The sequence below is a fragment of the Pseudomonas sp. Leaf434 genome, assembly GCF_001425545.1.
In the GTDB taxonomy this organism is placed as follows: domain Bacteria; phylum Pseudomonadota; class Gammaproteobacteria; order Pseudomonadales; family Pseudomonadaceae; genus Aquipseudomonas; species Aquipseudomonas siliginis.
Genome location: NZ_LMQZ01000009.1, coordinates 657,337 through 673,080, shown reverse-complemented (window position 1 = coordinate 673,080; position 15,744 = coordinate 657,337). Strand labels below are relative to the sequence as shown.

Here is a 15,744-nt window from a genome sequence, read left to right as displayed (position 1 = left end):
GCTCTGCTCAAGTTCGAAGCTTTCGGAAACCCCGCATGACTCAGTCTCGCCGCAACCTGCTGATCGGCCTAGGCCTCGTACTGATCCTCGGCGTCGTCTGGCTGTCATGGCGCAGCAGCACACCGACGATCCCCGATGCTATCAAACATGGCTACAGCGAAGCGCTGAACGCCGCGCGCACTGGTGAACCCGGAGCGGCGCGCCAGTTGTACCAGCAATTGGGCCGCCCGGACATCTCGGTCAAACGCCGGGTCTGGCTGCACGGCGAGCTGCCCAACTACCCCAGCCCGCAGGCCTTGAAACTGGCTGACATCGACCTGCATCACGAAGCGCCGCAAGTGCGCGTCGCCGCGATCAAAAGCATCGTCGGTCTGGTGCCCGGCGGGCAACGCAGTCTGCTGCTCGGACCGTTGCTCGACGACGCAGAACAAACCGTGCGGTTCGCCGCGATCAATGCCCTGCTCGGCCTGAGCCCGGACGAGCTCGGCCTGTATTTCGCACCGCTACAGCAGGCTATCGACGGCAGGCAACAGACCTTGGAAAACCAGCCGGAAAGCGCCGCCAACTATGCGCAACTGGCCCGTCTTTATATCCACAACGCCGAATACAAACAGGCCCAACAGGCGTTGGACAATACCTTGCGTCTGGAACCGGGCAACCTGGCGGCGCTGGTCATGCAGATCGATGTGCTTGACCGCCAGGGCCAGAGCGATGCCGCTCGCCAGTTGCTTGCCCGCCAGCTCAAGGCGCAGCCAGATTCGGCCTATCTGCAACATGCCCTCGGCCTGTGGCTGCTGCACCACGGCCAGCGCGAATACGCCCTGCTCGGCCTGTCCAAAGCGGTAGAACTGGAGCCGGACAACAAGGATTATCGCTACGACCTCGCCACCACTCTGCACAGCGCGGAAGAACTGGAGGCGGCGCAAAAACAGCTGCAGGAAATCGTCCAGCGCCACCCCGCCGACCGCAAGGCGCGGGTGTTGCTGATCAACTACTGGAAGGAAAGCGGCCAACTGCAGAATGTACAGATCCTGTTGGCGCAACTGGAGCAACTGAATCCGGACGACCCGGCCCTGCAACAAGGTCTTTAATCCAGTCAGGGCGGACTCAATTGGCCGCCCGTCCAAGAAAAAGCGGAACCGTGAACACGCCGTGAGGTCAAGTTACTCAGGCGGCTCACTCTAGCCAGCCGCCGGATTACCCTAGTCATAAGAGGGCGTTTTTTGACTACATCAAACGAGTTGATCAGTGCAAAGGCCGCCGTCGGCATTGTAGGCCTGGATGACATCCTTGCCGGTGGCTTGTCTCGCGGCCATGTGTTTTTGCTCGAGGGGGAACCCGGGACCGGCAAAACCACCGTGGCGTTGCATTTCCTGCGCGCCGGTGCGCTGGCCGGGGAACGCTGCCTGTACATCACTCTCTCGGAAACCGAGAAAGAACTGCGTCAAGGTGCGCTCTCCCACGGTTGGGAGCTGAACGAAAACATCAAGATCTTCGAGCTGACACCGCCCGAAAGCCTGCTCAATGCCGAACACCAGCAAAGTCTGCTGTATTCCTCGGACCTTGAACTGGGTGAGGCGACCAGGCAGATTTTCGAAGTGGTCGAACGCTTCAAACCGACCCGCGTAGTGCTCGACAGTCTTTCGGAGATCCGTCTGCTGGCGCAGAGCTCGTTGCGCTATCGTCGGCAGATTCTGGCGATCAAGCATTACTTCGTGCGCTACGACGCCACCGTCCTGCTGCTCGACGACCTGACCACCGAGTCCCTCGACAAGACCGTGCACAGTGTCGCCCACGGCGTGATTCGTCTTGAAGAGCTGACACCGAGCTACGGCGCTGAGCGTCGGCGCGTTCGAGTGGTCAAGTATCGCGGGCAGAAATACCGTGGCGGTTTCCACGACTTCACCATCATGGGCGACGGCGTCCATGTTTTTCCACGCTTGGTAGCGGCGGAACATCGCGGTGACTACCCACGTCTGCAGCTGTCCAGCGGCATCCCGCAAATGGACGCCCTGCTCGGCGGCGGCATCGAGACCGGCTCAAGCACGCTGATTCTCGGCCCGGCCGGTACCGGTAAATCGCTGATCTCAATGATCTTCGCCGCCGCAGCGGTGGCCCGAGGCGAAAAAGCCGCGCTGTTCATTTTCGATGAAGAGCTGGGCCTGCTGTTCGAACGCATGCGCCATCTCGGTATTGACCTCAAAGCCTTGCAGGCCACCGGTAATCTGCTGATCGAACAAGTAGACGCCGCCGAATTGTCTCCCGGTGAGTTGTCCCATCGCGTGCGGCGTTGCGTCGATGAGCTGGGTATCAAAACCGTGGTGATCGACAGCATCAACGGCTATCAAGCGGCGATGCCGGAAGAAAACGCGCTGGTGCTGCACATGCACGAGCTGTTGCTGTACCTGAACCGCAAAGGCGCGGCGACTTTCATGACGGTCGCCCAGCACGGTCTGGTGGGCGATATGCAGGCGCCGGTCGATATCACTTACCTGGCCGACACGGTGATTCTGTTGCGCTACTTCGAAGCCCTCGGCAAAGTCCGCCGGGCGATCTCGATTATCAAGAAACGTACCGGCAACCACGAGTCGACCATCCGTGAATACCGGATCTCCTCGCATGGCATGACCATCGGCCAACCGCTGGAATCCTTCCAGGGCGTGCTGCGTGGCGTGCCGACCTACATGGGAGCGAGCAATCCATTGCTTGAGGATGAAAGCTTGTGACGGTCAACACGCCGTTGGCCGAGCGGGTGCTGGTGCTGGCGCCCATGGGTCGCGACAGCCAGATCGCGTTGATGATCCTCAACGAAGCCGGCTACGGCGGCATGGTGGCGCCGAATCTCGGCGCTTTATGCACCGAGCTGGAGGTCGGTGCCGGACTGCTGGTGATTGCTGCTGAAGCGCTGCGCGGACCTGAACTGGAAGGGCTAATCGCCTACCTTGACCAGCAGCCCGCGTGGTCGGACATGCCAATTGTCCTGCTGACTCATCATGGCGGCGATGAACAAGGGCCGCCGTCGCGCCTCAGCACCCTGCTGGGCAACGTGACGTTTCTCGAGCGCCCCTTCCATCCCGCGACGCTGGTCAGCCTGGTCTCCGCCGCCCTGCGTGGGCGACGACGACAATATGAAGCGCGCGATCGGCTGATCGACCTGAGTGAAAGCGAACGACGCCTGCAATCGACTCTGGAAACCCTCGAACAGCAAGTCGAAGAACGCACCGCACAACTTCGCCACAACGAAGAAGCCCTGCGCCAATCGCAGAAAATGGAAGCGGTCGGCCAACTCACTGGCGGCATCGCTCACGACTTCAACAACATGCTCACTGGCATCATCGGCAGTCTTGAATTGCTGCGTCGACGTCTGGCCCGAGGCCGCACGGAAGACCTCGACAGCCTGATCGATCTAGGTGTGACGTCAGCGAACCGCGCCGCCGGCCTGACTCACCGTCTGCTGGCGTTCTCGCGCCGTCAGTCACTCGACCCGAAAGCCGTGCAAATGAACACGCTGGTGCTGTCGATGGGCGAGCTGCTGCAACGCAGCCTCAATGAAAGCATTCATCTGGAAATGCGCCTGGACGACAATCTATGGGTGGCCGAGGCCGATCCCAATCAACTCGAGAGCGCCCTGCTCAACCTGGTGATCAATGCCCGCGATGCGATGCCCGAGGGTGGCAAGCTGGTGGTGGAAACCAGCAATCAGGTGCTGCATCGCGAATTCACGGCTGCGTACAGCAATCTGGAGCCGGGCGATTACGTGATGCTCAGCGTGACTGACAACGGCAGCGGCATGCCGCAGAGTGTGGTCAGCCGTGCGTTCGATCCGTTTTTTACCACCAAGCCGATCGGCCAGGGCACCGGCCTCGGGCTGTCGATGATCTATGGCTTCAGCAAGCAGTCGCGCGGGCATGTGTCGATCGACAGTGAAGTCGATCAAGGCACCACGGTAAAACTCTACCTGCCGCGTTTCCGTGGTGAAGAAGTGGAAATTCCCGTCTCGGATTCGCAGCAGGCTCCGTATGCGATGGATGGCGAAACCGTACTCATCGTTGAAGACGACCCTGCGGTGCGCGTATTGGTCAGCGCCGTGCTCAGTGAGTTGGGTTATGCGTTCGTCGAGGCTGGTGATGCCGACGGCGCCATGCCGATTCTCAATTCGACGCAACGTATTGATTTGCTCATCAGTGACGTTGGTCTGCCGGGGATGAACGGTCGTCAACTGGCGGAGGTTGGTCGGCAATATCGCCCAGGTCTGAAAGTGTTGTTCATCACCGGCTATGCCGAGCACGCTGCGGTGCGCGGAGGCTTCCTCGACTCGGGGATGCAGATGATCACCAAGCCATTCACCTTTGATCTGCTCACCGCAAAGGTGCGCGAGATGATCAATAGCTGAATCGATAGGAGCTGCCGACGGCAGCTCCTACATATCAGGCCAGCAATTCCTGAATCTTTTCCTGCAACACATCCAGATCAAACGGTTTTTCCAGAATCGGTGCGCTGTTGGTAATCGGGCTGCCGGTCTCACGGATTTCCTGCGGATAGCCGCTGATGAAAATCACTTTGAGGTCCGGTCGCAATTTCACCGCCGGATCGGCAATCTGCACGCCGGAGATCCCGCCCGGCAGGCGGAAATCGGTAATCAGTATGTCGAGATGAGGTTTGCTGGCGAGGATCTCGAAAGCCTGCTCGCCATTTTCCGCTTGCAACACGCGATAGCCCTGCCCCGACAGGTAATCCGTCAGGACCATCAAGATAACCGGTTCGTCTTCGACGACGAGTACTACATCTTGCGCATCTACGCTCATGGGAAGCCTTTGTTCGGTCAATAGCTGCTGATACGACCGTGTGGTCACTCAGAGGTTGCGTCGGATATGCCGTTTTCCTGGATTGGCAGACAAACGCGAAACAGGGCGCCCTCGTTGATTTCACTCTCGACGACGATGGAGCCGCCATGGGCGGCGACGATCTGCTCGGAAATGAACAGACCCAGCCCGAGCCCGGCCACCACCGTCTTGGCGGACACCCGTTCGAACTGCTGAAAAATACGCTTCTGGTTCTCGGCGCTGATGCCGATGCCGTGGTCTTGTACCTCGACCCGGGCCTCGTCATCTTCGCGATAGACGCGCACCTGAATCGGGCTGCGACCACCATAACGCAAGGCATTGGTCAGCAGATTGGACACCACTTGCTCGATGCGGAACTCGTCCCAGCAACCTTCTACCGGCGCCGATGCCTCGAAGGAAACGCTGGTTTCTGCCGCTTCCATTTGCGAGGCAAAATTCTGCAGGAGATTGCTGACCAGTTGCACCAGATCGAAACGACTCGGTCGGATCGATAGTTTGCCGGTGCGGATTCGCGAGACATCGAGCATGTCTTCGATCAGGCGAATCAGGCTTTTGATCTGCCGCTCATCGCGGTCGACCATCGCCTGCATCTTGTCGAGGGTGAACGCTGAGGCGTTGTCTCGCGCCAGATGCATTTTACGCAACTGGGTTTCGAGAATCAGGCCATTGAGCGGCGTACGCACCTCGTGGGCGACGATGGACATGAAGTCATCACGCATGCGCACCGCTTGTTCCAGCTCCAGCTGGGTGCTTTGCAGTTGTTGCAGCAGCGCTTCCTGCTCACGCCGGGCCTGCTCCAACGCCTCGACCTGCTGCTTCATCGCCTTGCTCTGGCGATACAGATCGACGAAAACGTTGACCTTGCTCTTCACCGCATGGATATCCAGCGGCTTGTGCAGGAAGTCCACCGCACCGCTTTCATAGCCTTTGAACGCGTAGTTGAGTTCTCGGCCGGCAGCGCTGACAAAGATGATCGGAATGTTCTTGGTCTTCTCTGTACCGCGCATCAGCTCGGCGAGTTCGAAGCCGTTCATGCCGGGCATCTGCACGTCGAGAATGGCCATGGCGAATTCGTGCTGCAGCAACAGCGACAGTGCTTCGTCCGCCGACAGAGCCTTATAGACCGTGCGATCCTCGCGCTTGATCAGCGCTTCCAGCGCCAGCAGGTTTTCTGGCAGATCGTCAACGATCAACAGTTTGGCTTGGATATTACTCAGCATGCGATTCGTTCCAGCTCGACTAGCAGACGGCCGATGCCGTGAATGGGTAGGACATGATCCGGCTGCAGAACGTTCAGTGCAGCCTGGGGCATGGTGGCGACTTGTGCATCCTCGGGGTCTTGAACAATGGTCAGGCCGGCGCAACGCTTGACGTAAGCGAGCCCGCGCGCGCCATCGTGATTGGCGCCGGTCAGCAGGACAGCGGCGAGTGTCTCGCCGTAAACGTCAGCGGCGGATTCAAACAGGTAATCAATAGACGGCCGCGAATGATGTACGCGGTCCTCCAGGCTCAGTGACAAGCTGCGATCCGCTTCGACCGACAAGTGATAACCGGGCGTGGCGAAATACACCGTGCCGGCTTCAATGTCCTGCTTGTCTTCGGCTTCTCTGACCGGCATCGCCAGGCGCCGGGAGAACACTTCCGCCAGATGACTGCGGCGCTCTTCCGGCAGATGCAGAACGATGATGATCGGCAGCACATAGCCTTTGCGCAACGGCCCGAGCAGGGTCAGCAACGCCTCGACACCGCCTGCGGAGGCGCCGATCACGACAGCCTCGATGCGAGGCAGGCTCGGGGTGTCGTTCATGATTTGCGGTAGATCCGTTCTTGTTTGACCAACGCCTCGAACTGATTCGAATAGTTGGAAAAATCCAGGGTTTCCTTGCTGCCCAACACCAGAAAGCCGCGATGCGACAGTGATTCATGGAACAGCCCGAATGCCCGGTCCTGCAGCTTCTTGTTGAAGTAGATCAGCACATTGCGGCAGGAAATCAACTGGGTTTCGGAGAACACGCTATCGGTGGCCAGGCTGTGGTCGGCGAACGTCACGTTCTCGCACAGGCTCTTGTCGAAAATCGCGTAGCCATAGGCTGCGGTGTAGTAATCGGCAAACGAACGCTGGCCGCCGGCCTGCTGGTAATTGGCGGTGTAGGCGCGGACGTTTTCCATGGAGAAAATCCCTTGCTTGGCCTTCTCCAGCGAGCGCGGGTTGATGTCGGTGGCATAGATGATCGTGCGGTCGAGCAGGCCTTCTTCGCGCAGCAGAATCGCCATCGAATAGACCTCCTCGCCCGTGCTGCAGCCGGCAATCCAGATCTTCAGCGACGGATAGGTGCGCAGCAGCGGCACCACTTCGTTGCGGATCGCCAGGAAATGCGACGGATCGCGGAACATCTCGCTGACCGGGATCGTCAGCAGTTGCAGCAGTTGCATGAACGCCGTCGGGTCGTGCAGGACTTTTTCTTGCAGGGCCGAGATGGTTGCGCACTCGAACTGACTCAGCGCGTGCTGCACCCGGCGCTTGATCGAAGCGCCGGAGTAGTCGCGAAAGTCATAGCTGTATTTCAGGTAAATCGCCTCGATCAACAAGCGTAATTCGATTTCGCTGTTGCGCTCGGCTGAACTGCTGCGTTCCACTAGATGCGTTCCATTTTCGGTAACCACACACGTATCAGCGAGAACAGACGATCAAGGTCGATGGGCTTGGCCAGGTAATCGTTGGCGCCCGCTTGCAGGCAGCGCTCCTGATCGTCCTTCATGGCCTTGGCCGTCACCGCGATGATCGGCAGCTTGCGCCAGCGCGGATCCTTGCGGATTTCCATGGTGGCTTCGAAGCCATCCATTTCCGGCATCATTACGTCCATCAGCACCAGGTCGATGTCCTCGACTTCATGAAGTTTCTCAATCGCTTCGCGGCCATTACGGCCGATCACCACGACTGCGCCTTTGTGTTCCAGCGCGCTGGTCAGGGCGAAGATGTTGCGCACATCGTCGTCCACCAGCAGCACTTTGCGACCTTCAAAGACCTTGTCGCGGCTGCGCGCGGTCTTGAGCATCTTCTGCCGTTCATGGGACAGCTGCGATTCGACTTTGTGCAGAAAGAGTGTGACCTCGTCGAGCAATCGCTCCGGGGAGCGTGCGCCCTTGATGATGATCGAGCGCGAATACTTGCGCAGTTCGGCCTCTTCGTCGCGGGTCAGGTTGCGTCCGGTATAAACGATGACCGGCGGGAACGAGCAGATGTCCTCGGTGGACATGCGCTTGAGCAGATCGTTGCCGAGCATGTCCGGCAGCTTGAGGTCGATGACCATGCAGTCGTAGATGGTCGTGCGCAGCAATTCCAGGGCGTCCTGGGCCAGGCCGACGGCAGTGATTTCGATGTCTTCGTCGCCAATCAGCCGCGCGATGCTTTCGCGTTGCAGATCGTCATCTTCGACCAGCAACACGCGTTTGACCTTCTGCGTCAGCTTGGCCTCGAGACGGGCGAACACATCCTTGAGCTCTTCGCGGGTGGTCGGCTTCACTGCGTAGCCGATCGCGCCCATGTGCATGGCCGCTTCGACGCGGTCTTCCACGGAAATCACGTGCACTGGAATGTGTCGGGTTTCGGCGCGCTCTTTCAGGCGTTGCAGCACGGTCAGACCGGAATGATCCGGCAGGCGCATGTCGAGCAGGATCGCATCCGGAACGAATTCGCGGGCCAGGTCGTAACCTTCGTCAGCGCCGTGGGCGACCAGACACATGTAACCCAACTCATGGGCCAGGTCATAGAGGATACGGGCGAAGTTCGGTTCGTCCTCCACCACCAGAATGCAGCGGGTGGCGAACGGTGCCTTGTCACGATCGTCGGCAAAGCGCGGGATAACCGCTGGAATCGCCGATGCGAGCGGAGCCGCAACAGCAACTGGCGCAGGCGTCACAGGTGCCGGGTGAAAGGTCAGCGGCGCGGCCGAGGTATCACCGAATTCGTGATACTGGCGCGGCAACAGCAGCGTGAACGTGCTGCCCTGCCCCGGTACGCTGTCGACGCTGATCGAGCCGCCCAGCAACGTTGCCAGATCCCGCGAGATCGACAGGCCCAGGCCGGTACCGCCGTACTTGCGGTTGGTGGTGCCATCCGCCTGACGGAACGCTTCGAAGATACTTTCCTGCTGATCGGCAGCGATACCAATCCCGGAATCCTTGACGCTGAAAGCGATGTGATCATTCGGCTGCGCGGTGATGCTCAGGCTGACGGCGCCGTGCTCGGTGAACTTGATCGCGTTGGAGAGCAGATTCTTGATCACCTGCTCCAGACGCTGACGATCAGTGAACAGCAAGCCCGGTGCGTCCGGCTGGACCTCGACGGTGAACGCAAGGTGCTTGTCGGCAGCAAGCGGTTCGAACATCGAGCGCAAGCCGTCGACCAGACGATCGACGCGGGTGTTTTCGGCAATTACTTCGAGTTTGCCGGCCTCGACCTTGGAAATGTCGAGGATGTCGTTGATCAGGTTGAGCAGATCGTTGCCGGCCGAATAGATCGATTCGGCAAACTTGACCTGTTCCGCCGACAGATTCTGCTGCGGGTTTTCCGCCAGCAGCTTGGCCAGAATCAGCGAACTGTTGAGCGGCGTGCGCAGTTCGTGGGACATGTTGGCGAGGAATTCGGACTTGTACTTGCTCGAGCGTTGCAGCTCTTCGGCACGCTCTTCGAGTTGAATCTGCGCCTGATTCAACTCGGTGTTTTTCTTGTCCATCGCATCGCGCTGTTCGGCGAGCTGCTCGTTGGTCTGCTCCAGCTCCACTTGCTGGGTTTCCAGATGCGCCTGGGATTCCTTGAGAATCCGCGACTGTTCTTCCAGCTCTTCGTTGGCGGTCTTCAGCTCTTCCTGCTGCACTTGCAGTTCTTCGTTGAGCTGCTGGGTTTCGGCGAGCACTTCCTGCAAGCGTTGACGGTAACGCGCCGCTTCGATCGAGGTGCCGATGTTGCCGGCAATCAGCTCCAGCAGCTCTATGTCGCGCTCGGACAGCGGACGCAGAAAACCCAGCTCGATTACGCCGTTGACCCGATCATCATCGCTGGTCGGCACCACCAGCACGCTGTGCGGCAGGCCTGCGCCGAGGCCGGAGCTGACTTTGAAATAGTCGCCAGGGACCGCGTCGAGACGGATCAGGCGTGCTTGTTCTGCGACTTGGCCGACGATGCCTTCGCCGCTGTAAATCGTTTGATTGAGCTCTTCCTGCTCGCGGGAAAAACCATAAGTCGCCACGCGCTTGAGGCCGCCATGTTCTTCACGCACATAAAGCGCAGCGACGGCAGTGCCAAGGTATTGCGCGCAGAATTGCAGAATGTTGCGCCCCAGCAGGTTCAGCGTCAGCTGCCCCAGCACCTGCTCGGCCAATTGTGTCTGGCCGTTGCGCAGCCACGCCTGTTTCTCAAGGCGTTCGGCGCTGGCCAGTTGCGCCGCGAGGTTGGCGCTGTAATTGGTCGACAGATTGACCAGGTCACGGCGGCCGATGTAGGCCAGCAAACCGCTGATACCAACGATGAAAATCAGATAAAGGGTGATGCTCCAGATGGTGGTGCGACGCACATCCTCGTTGCGCGTGGCGCGCAGCACTTGCTCGGTTTCGATGACGTCTTCGAACTGCTTGCGAATTTCGTCGGTCAGTCGCTTGCCCCGCCCGGCCTTGACCGCACCGCGATAATCGCCGCTGCTGCGCTGCAGGTCGATCATCGATTGCGCGTAGTTGGCCCATTCCACCTGCAACGCTTGCAGGCGACGCAAGCGGTCGGTCTGCACCGGATTATCGGCGGTCAGCTCCAGCAACGTATTGAGAGCGACGTCGATACGCGGCTTGGCAACTTCGTACGGGTCGAGAAAGTGCTCGTCACCGCTAAGCAGATAGCCGCGCATGCCGGTTTCGAGATCGACAGTGAGTTTCACCGCCTCATTGGCGTTATTGATCACCCGGTCGGTATGCTCGACCCACTGGATGACGGACAGCAAATAGGTGATCAGTGAGACGAAAAACACCGCACTGAGCACGCCGACGCCCAGCGGCAGGCTGACGTTGCGACTCAGAAGTTTGCGGAACCGTTGTTCATCAACCGAGGACGGAGAGGACATGGGGCAGCCTTGTCGAACTGTTGAAAACCCGAGAGTTTGCCCCAAAACCCCGCCATGGATCCATTTTTCTCACACAAATGATGGCATTTTCCTACGCACACCTGCGCATTGGACGACGCCAACGGTTATCCTTGCCGCACCGCACTGACCTGTTCTTTTTTGTATCAGCTCGGGAACTTGTGGCTATGCGCCACTTACTCATGCAAGAGTCCGGCAAATTCGCTTGCCCGGTATCCCCCGATTTCATTTTTCTGAGAGTCCTGCCATGTCTGCCAATGCCTCCACTATCCTTGTCGTAGAAGATGACGACATCGTGCGCATGCTCATCGTGGATGTGCTGGAGGAGCTGGAATACACGGTATTGGAGGCTGATGATGGCAACGCGGCACTCGAAATACTTGCGGATCCTGGCAACGCCATTGATTTGATGATGACCGACCACGGCCTGCCTGGCATGGATGGCCGCGAACTTGCCGAAAAGGCGCGGGAGCTGCGCCCTGCTCTGCCCATCCTGTTCGCCAGCGGCTATGCCGAAAATATCGATGTGCCCAGCGACATGCATGTCATCGGCAAGCCCTTCTCCATCGATCAATTGCGCGACAAAGTTAAAGGCATTCTGAAATAAACCTGATAAATGCCCGTCGCAGATGCAACTTGTCACATCCGAAAATAATCAGCAACTAACTAACACTGCCATTGCTTAACCTGCCAGCTCTATCCTGAATCATCTTTGGCCGCGTTAATAAATAACGAAATACAGCCAGGGAACTTTCGATACTTATTCAGGATAGAGCCCATGCAGTTCATTTCTTCCGACGTGCCTGCCGCCGTCGATTGCTCCGCCTCCGACAAACAGGAACGCGCGCTTATTGTTCAGTTACTTGTTGAAGCCCTTAAGGCAACTGAGTTTGAAGTCTCGGCCGACAGTTACTCGGCAAGCGCCTCGCTGCCGGTCGCCACTGTATTCAATGTGCAAGATCGCTTCATACCCCGGGTCATCGGCAGCAGTTTTGACGAACGTTGTGAACCAGCACGCAATGCCTTGAAAAATTTAATTGCAACCCCGGAGTTTGCGCAGCTGTTACGCAACCATTCTTTTTCAGCTGATATTCAACTAGCAGTGGACACCAACGCCGGAGTTCTCGTTGTTTATGACTCAGAGTTCGAATCCCATCGTTTCAGTATTGCACTGGATAGTGCTGAAGTTTCGGTGTTTTCCGAAGAACTCGATATGCTCGCCGATTTGGCAAAAACCATCGGCGGCGTCGTTTATTCCGGCCAAGTGATTGGCATAGTGCAATGGTTGAAGTTCAACGGTTATGACGTGCCGACGAACATTGCCGAAACCCGGGCACTGATTGAATGGCTGACCTTCGAACTGCCCGAGCCACCCGCCTTGGGCGACTACCACGAATTGCTCCACGCCGATGAGTCGTCACCGTTTCATTTATCGATAGCGAACCGCAAAGTCATAACCCAGACAGTGCATGAGCTGACCCAAGGTGCGACAAGCCTGTTGCAGGTACTGGCGTTCGCCAACTTCAACCTGATTCCGGCACAGGACATACGCGACAACGCGGACAAGTTCCTGCACAACTTCCTGAGGCGAAAAACCGCTCGCGCCCTGGGAGAAACCCTGCATGCACGCCTTGGCTGGCATCTGGAAGCCAATAACGCGGACGTGCGCGAACGCCAGGTCAATGAGTTAGTCATCGCTGCGCTGATCATCGACATGCAATTGCGCTCCGATCAGCCTCTTGTCGCCGGCTATGACTTCTATCAACCGGCGAATTCCACACTCAGCGCTGCCGAAGTACGCGTCCTGTTCGAACAGCATCTGGTTGATCTGGGCCTGAGCGAAGCGCACAACGCGCCACTGGCAGCGCATCTATTGATCGCGGGTGCAGCACCGGAGTTGCTGATCGACCAGATCCCGCCCGGGCTCACGCTGGACAAGCCAGGCTGGGTAACTGCGCGCCAGAGCGCTGCCGTGGTCGAGCACGCCGCACCTGGCAGCTCGCGTGCAATGACGTTTGCACAACTCAAGGCGTTTTCCGAGCTGACCCCGGTTTCCGGTGAGCTCGACAAGTTGTACGAAGCGGCGGCGATCCCGGCGGTGGTGGACTGGGCGGTACTCAACGGAGTCATCCCTTACCGCAGCGACAAAGACTACGACAAGACCACGGTGATCAAGGCCAGCGCGTATTTCTCGCGTTACATGGAGGCTCTGGCCCAGTCTGAAACAGGCTTGTCCACCGCGCCACCGGACCGGCGCAAAATCGCTCTGCGTGCGCTGGAGCAAGTGATGCCCGCCGGCGCCTATCTCGAACAGCCGGCCTTCGAAATAAAGTACCTGGACAGCTTCGGCGAACGTAGCTGGCTCGAAGGGTTGAAGGCTGCGCATCCGGCGGGGATTCTTACCGAGTTCTGGAATTTCCTCGCCAGCGCCACTGACAACAACCAATACGCGATCAACGGCCTGTTGCGCCTACGCCTGTCGATTCTCGATCTGTATCTTTCCGGCGATCTGGTTGAAGACGGACAACTTTCGGACAAATTCAAGACCCGCGACAACTTCCACCCCCCGGCCGGTGCCTTCACCCGCCTGGCCGAACTGCAATCGCCGTCGCAACTGTTTGACCAGGCGTTTGATCGTTACTACCGGAACGTGCGCGAGGGTCTATCGTCCCTGATCAAAATGGCGATCACGCAGATGCCAGAGCATGATCGTCAGGCCTTGACCAGCGGCCAAATGACCTTCTACACCGTCAGGAAGGAAGTCAATCCACTGAATCCGCAGCAAGAAACGCAAATCCAGCGAGATGAGGCCAATGGGCGTTACGGGATCATTCTTTGCTGCGACAACGGTGATCGGCTGCGTGCTTACGAATTGTTCACGCTGCGCGGCGTCTGCTACGAGCGTCCGGATCTGGCGCTCAAGCTGCAAGACACCGGCGTCATTCATCAACGGCCGACCCTTTCATACACTGGCAGCAAGTACGATTTTCAGGACAAGAACAAAGCCAGCGAGTGGCCCCTCGATTACGCCGCCTACCGCGAGGGCAGCGAACCACGCCAGGGCATGACTTCCAAAGTAGTGGTGGAGAAGCTCTGGCAGTTGCAACTGCAAGAGACTGATGTGCGCGCGGTTCCGCTGTTCTTTTCTGCGCAACTGGATGAGATCGCCCAATGCGTGCTGGACAATCATCCTGTCGCCCGCCGCGAAGAGTTGTATGCCGCACTGGATGTGCGCAACGGCCTGGAAGAATGGCGTGACACCAGGGAGATCGTCGAGAACCTGGCAATCAACGTCATCGTGCCGTTCAAACAGTGTATTGAAGACATTCGTTCCGGACGCACCGACCGTGTCGCCGAAGGCATTGGTGGCTGCATTCTGGATGGCCTGTCGGTCATCGGCCTGCTGGTCGGTCTTGGCGCGTCGGCAGCGAGCATCATCGCCAAGACCGGGTCGACCACCCTAAAACTGCTGAAAGTCGCCAAAGCCGTGGCCCGAGCGGCCGTGTCGCTGATCAACCCGCTCGACGGTTTGCCCGCCCTCGCCCGCAAAGGTTTTCGTCTGGTCAAACGCGGCGTGGTCTTTGCCGGTGAAACCGCGCTCGACACCGCGCACACCGCCAGCGTGCAATTGAAAAGGTTGATCCATGGTGTCGAGAGTCGGGACTGGCTCAGGCTCTCCCACACCGGCGATGTGCGTCAGGCGACCTGGCGAGGCGCCGACGCGCTTGGCGAGGCGATCGACATCGCAGTGCTGGAACGCAACCAGGACTGGCACGCGCTGAGCATCCGCACCGGCGGTGCCTGGGGCCCGCGCCTGAAACTGCTCGACCTGGGTAACTTCGCCCCGTTGAAGCGCCTGTTCGGCCGCTTCAAGCCATTCAGTTACACCCGCGGTTATCTGAAAAAAGCCATTCCCCGCGCCCGGACCAAGCTGGACAACTCCATCAACGCGCTGTCGCAACTGTCTTCCAACGACGACATTCGCGCGGTGCTCAAGCATGTGTTCGGTAACGATTCCGATGAAGTGGCACAGCACGTGTCGAAACATCTCAGCGCGATGCGCAAGGATCTCGAGTCGATCAGTTTCAGCAATGTGACGTTCCGCCCGCATCAACCCGGCGTGATCGCCTCGCTTTCGCCACCGGCCTATAAGCGTTGGCAGACAGCGCTGCGCACAGGCGAAAAAATCGATGAGTCCGCAGGCCGGTTTCTGTCGATCTACCCGGACAATCTCGATGAGTTTTACAAGTTGTCGCGTTACGACGACGGCAGCGTCGCCGACGTGCTGATTCACGAAATGTCCCACGGTGGCCCGGACACCCTCGACCTGTACTACGGCAAGGTCTACCCGGAGTTGCATCAGGCGGAGTTCGATGCGGTCGGACTGCTGGAGCTGGCTCGGGACGCGCGCAAGGCGCATCCGGACAACCTGATCAATCCACATCACGCTCTGGCGCACCGACCGGGATTCGTCGAGTTCAACCAGGTAAAAACCAGTCTGCCGAAACTGGTCCAGGACCATCCGGCGCTGGCCAACGCTGAGTCATACATGCTTGCGGTATCGCTGCTCGATCAAGCACAAACGCGTCCGGCCATATTGAGCTTCAATGTGAAGACCATCGACGATGCCGTGCGCAACACCGCTGCAGGCAAGTTTCTACAAGGGCCGCTGCTGCTCAACCTCGCCAAACCGGTCATTTAAACGCTGAAACGGCTGGTCGGTGGACAGGGTGCATTTCAATCACTTCGCTGTGGTTTAATTGCGCCCTTTT

Annotated in this window: 10 protein-coding genes; 5 read left to right on the top strand and 5 right to left on the bottom strand. The window is 58.7% G+C overall.

All coding sequences use genetic code 11. The features are described 5' to 3' along the window. Positions 1 to 35: 35 nt before the first annotated feature. From ASG55_RS20395 to ASG55_RS20385, 3 genes are all read left to right on the top strand, one after another. Positions 36 to 1,091: a tetratricopeptide repeat protein gene (locus ASG55_RS20395; RefSeq protein WP_056789784.1), complete on the top strand. Its 1,056-nt coding sequence runs from the start codon at positions 36 to 38 to the stop codon at positions 1,089 to 1,091. A 132-nt stretch (positions 1,092 to 1,223) separates the two neighbouring features. Next, positions 1,224 to 2,726, top strand: coding sequence for an ATPase domain-containing protein (locus ASG55_RS20390; protein ID WP_056789781.1), 1,503 nt, complete (start codon positions 1,224 to 1,226; stop codon positions 2,724 to 2,726). Beyond that, the gene (locus tag ASG55_RS20385) at positions 2,723 to 4,393 is read left to right on the top strand and encodes an ATP-binding protein (protein WP_056789778.1); all 1,671 of its coding nucleotides are present in this window, start codon (positions 2,723 to 2,725) and stop codon (positions 4,391 to 4,393) included. Before ASG55_RS20390 ends, ASG55_RS20385 begins: the two co-directional genes overlap by 4 nt. A 34-nt stretch (positions 4,394 to 4,427) precedes the next feature. On the opposite strand, the gene ASG55_RS20380 is transcribed toward ASG55_RS20385, so the two are convergent. Genes ASG55_RS20380 through ASG55_RS20360 form a run of 5 tightly spaced genes read right to left on the bottom strand, consistent with a single transcriptional unit; the run spans position 4,428 to position 10,954 of the window. Further along, positions 4,428 to 4,805: a response regulator gene (locus ASG55_RS20380; protein ID WP_056789776.1), complete on the bottom strand. Its 378-nt coding sequence runs from the start codon at positions 4,803 to 4,805 to the stop codon at positions 4,428 to 4,430. A 44-nt stretch (positions 4,806 to 4,849) separates the two neighbouring features. Further along, a complete protein-coding gene (locus tag ASG55_RS20375) occupies positions 4,850 to 6,064 on the bottom strand; it encodes a hybrid sensor histidine kinase/response regulator (RefSeq protein WP_041480260.1) in 1,215 nt (404 codons plus the stop codon). Next, positions 6,058 to 6,651, bottom strand: a complete 594-nt coding sequence (locus ASG55_RS20370) for a chemotaxis protein CheB (RefSeq protein ID WP_056789773.1) — start codon at positions 6,649 to 6,651, stop codon at positions 6,058 to 6,060. Before ASG55_RS20370 ends, ASG55_RS20375 begins: the two co-directional genes overlap by 7 nt. Then, the gene (locus ASG55_RS20365; protein WP_016774863.1) at positions 6,648 to 7,481 is read right to left on the bottom strand and encodes a CheR family methyltransferase; all 834 of its coding nucleotides are present in this window, start codon (positions 7,479 to 7,481) and stop codon (positions 6,648 to 6,650) included. The genes ASG55_RS20370 and ASG55_RS20365 overlap by 4 nt, the downstream gene beginning before the upstream one ends. Then, a complete protein-coding gene (locus ASG55_RS20360) occupies positions 7,481 to 10,954 on the bottom strand; it encodes a response regulator (protein ID WP_056789771.1) in 3,474 nt (1,157 codons plus the stop codon). The genes ASG55_RS20365 and ASG55_RS20360 overlap by 1 nt, the downstream gene beginning before the upstream one ends. 265 nt (positions 10,955 to 11,219) lie before the next feature. Between ASG55_RS20360 and ASG55_RS20355 the strand changes: the two genes are divergently transcribed. Together ASG55_RS20355 and ASG55_RS20350 are read left to right on the top strand one after the other, a co-directional pair. Further along, entirely contained in the window at positions 11,220 to 11,579 is a 360-nt protein-coding gene (locus ASG55_RS20355; protein WP_056789768.1) for a response regulator, read from the top strand. Between the two features lie 606 nt (positions 11,580 to 12,185). Beyond that, the gene (locus tag ASG55_RS20350; protein WP_236708186.1) at positions 12,186 to 15,674 is read left to right on the top strand and encodes a hypothetical protein; all 3,489 of its coding nucleotides are present in this window, start codon (positions 12,186 to 12,188) and stop codon (positions 15,672 to 15,674) included. The last annotated feature ends 70 nt before the right edge of the window (positions 15,675 to 15,744 follow it).

Bases quoted from the DNA above. Each gene is read 5' to 3' on its own strand.
- ASG55_RS20395 (WP_056789784.1), top strand. From the start codon at position 36: ATGACTCAGTCTCGCCGCAACCTGCTGATCGGCCTAGGCCTCGTACTG.
- ASG55_RS20380 (WP_056789776.1), bottom strand. From the start codon at position 4,805: ATGAGCGTAGATGCGCAAGATGTAGTACTCGTCGTCGAAGACGAACCG.
- ASG55_RS20375 (WP_041480260.1), bottom strand. From the start codon at position 6,064: ATGCTGAGTAATATCCAAGCCAAACTGTTGATCGTTGACGATCTGCCA.
- ASG55_RS20370 (WP_056789773.1), bottom strand. From the start codon at position 6,651: ATGAACGACACCCCGAGCCTGCCTCGCATCGAGGCTGTCGTGATCGGC.
- ASG55_RS20360 (WP_056789771.1), bottom strand. From the start codon at position 10,954: ATGTCCTCTCCGTCCTCGGTTGATGAACAACGGTTCCGCAAACTTCTG.
- ASG55_RS20355 (WP_056789768.1), top strand. From the start codon at position 11,220: ATGTCTGCCAATGCCTCCACTATCCTTGTCGTAGAAGATGACGACATC.
- ASG55_RS20350 (WP_236708186.1), top strand. From the start codon at position 12,186: ATGCTCGCCGATTTGGCAAAAACCATCGGCGGCGTCGTTTATTCCGGC.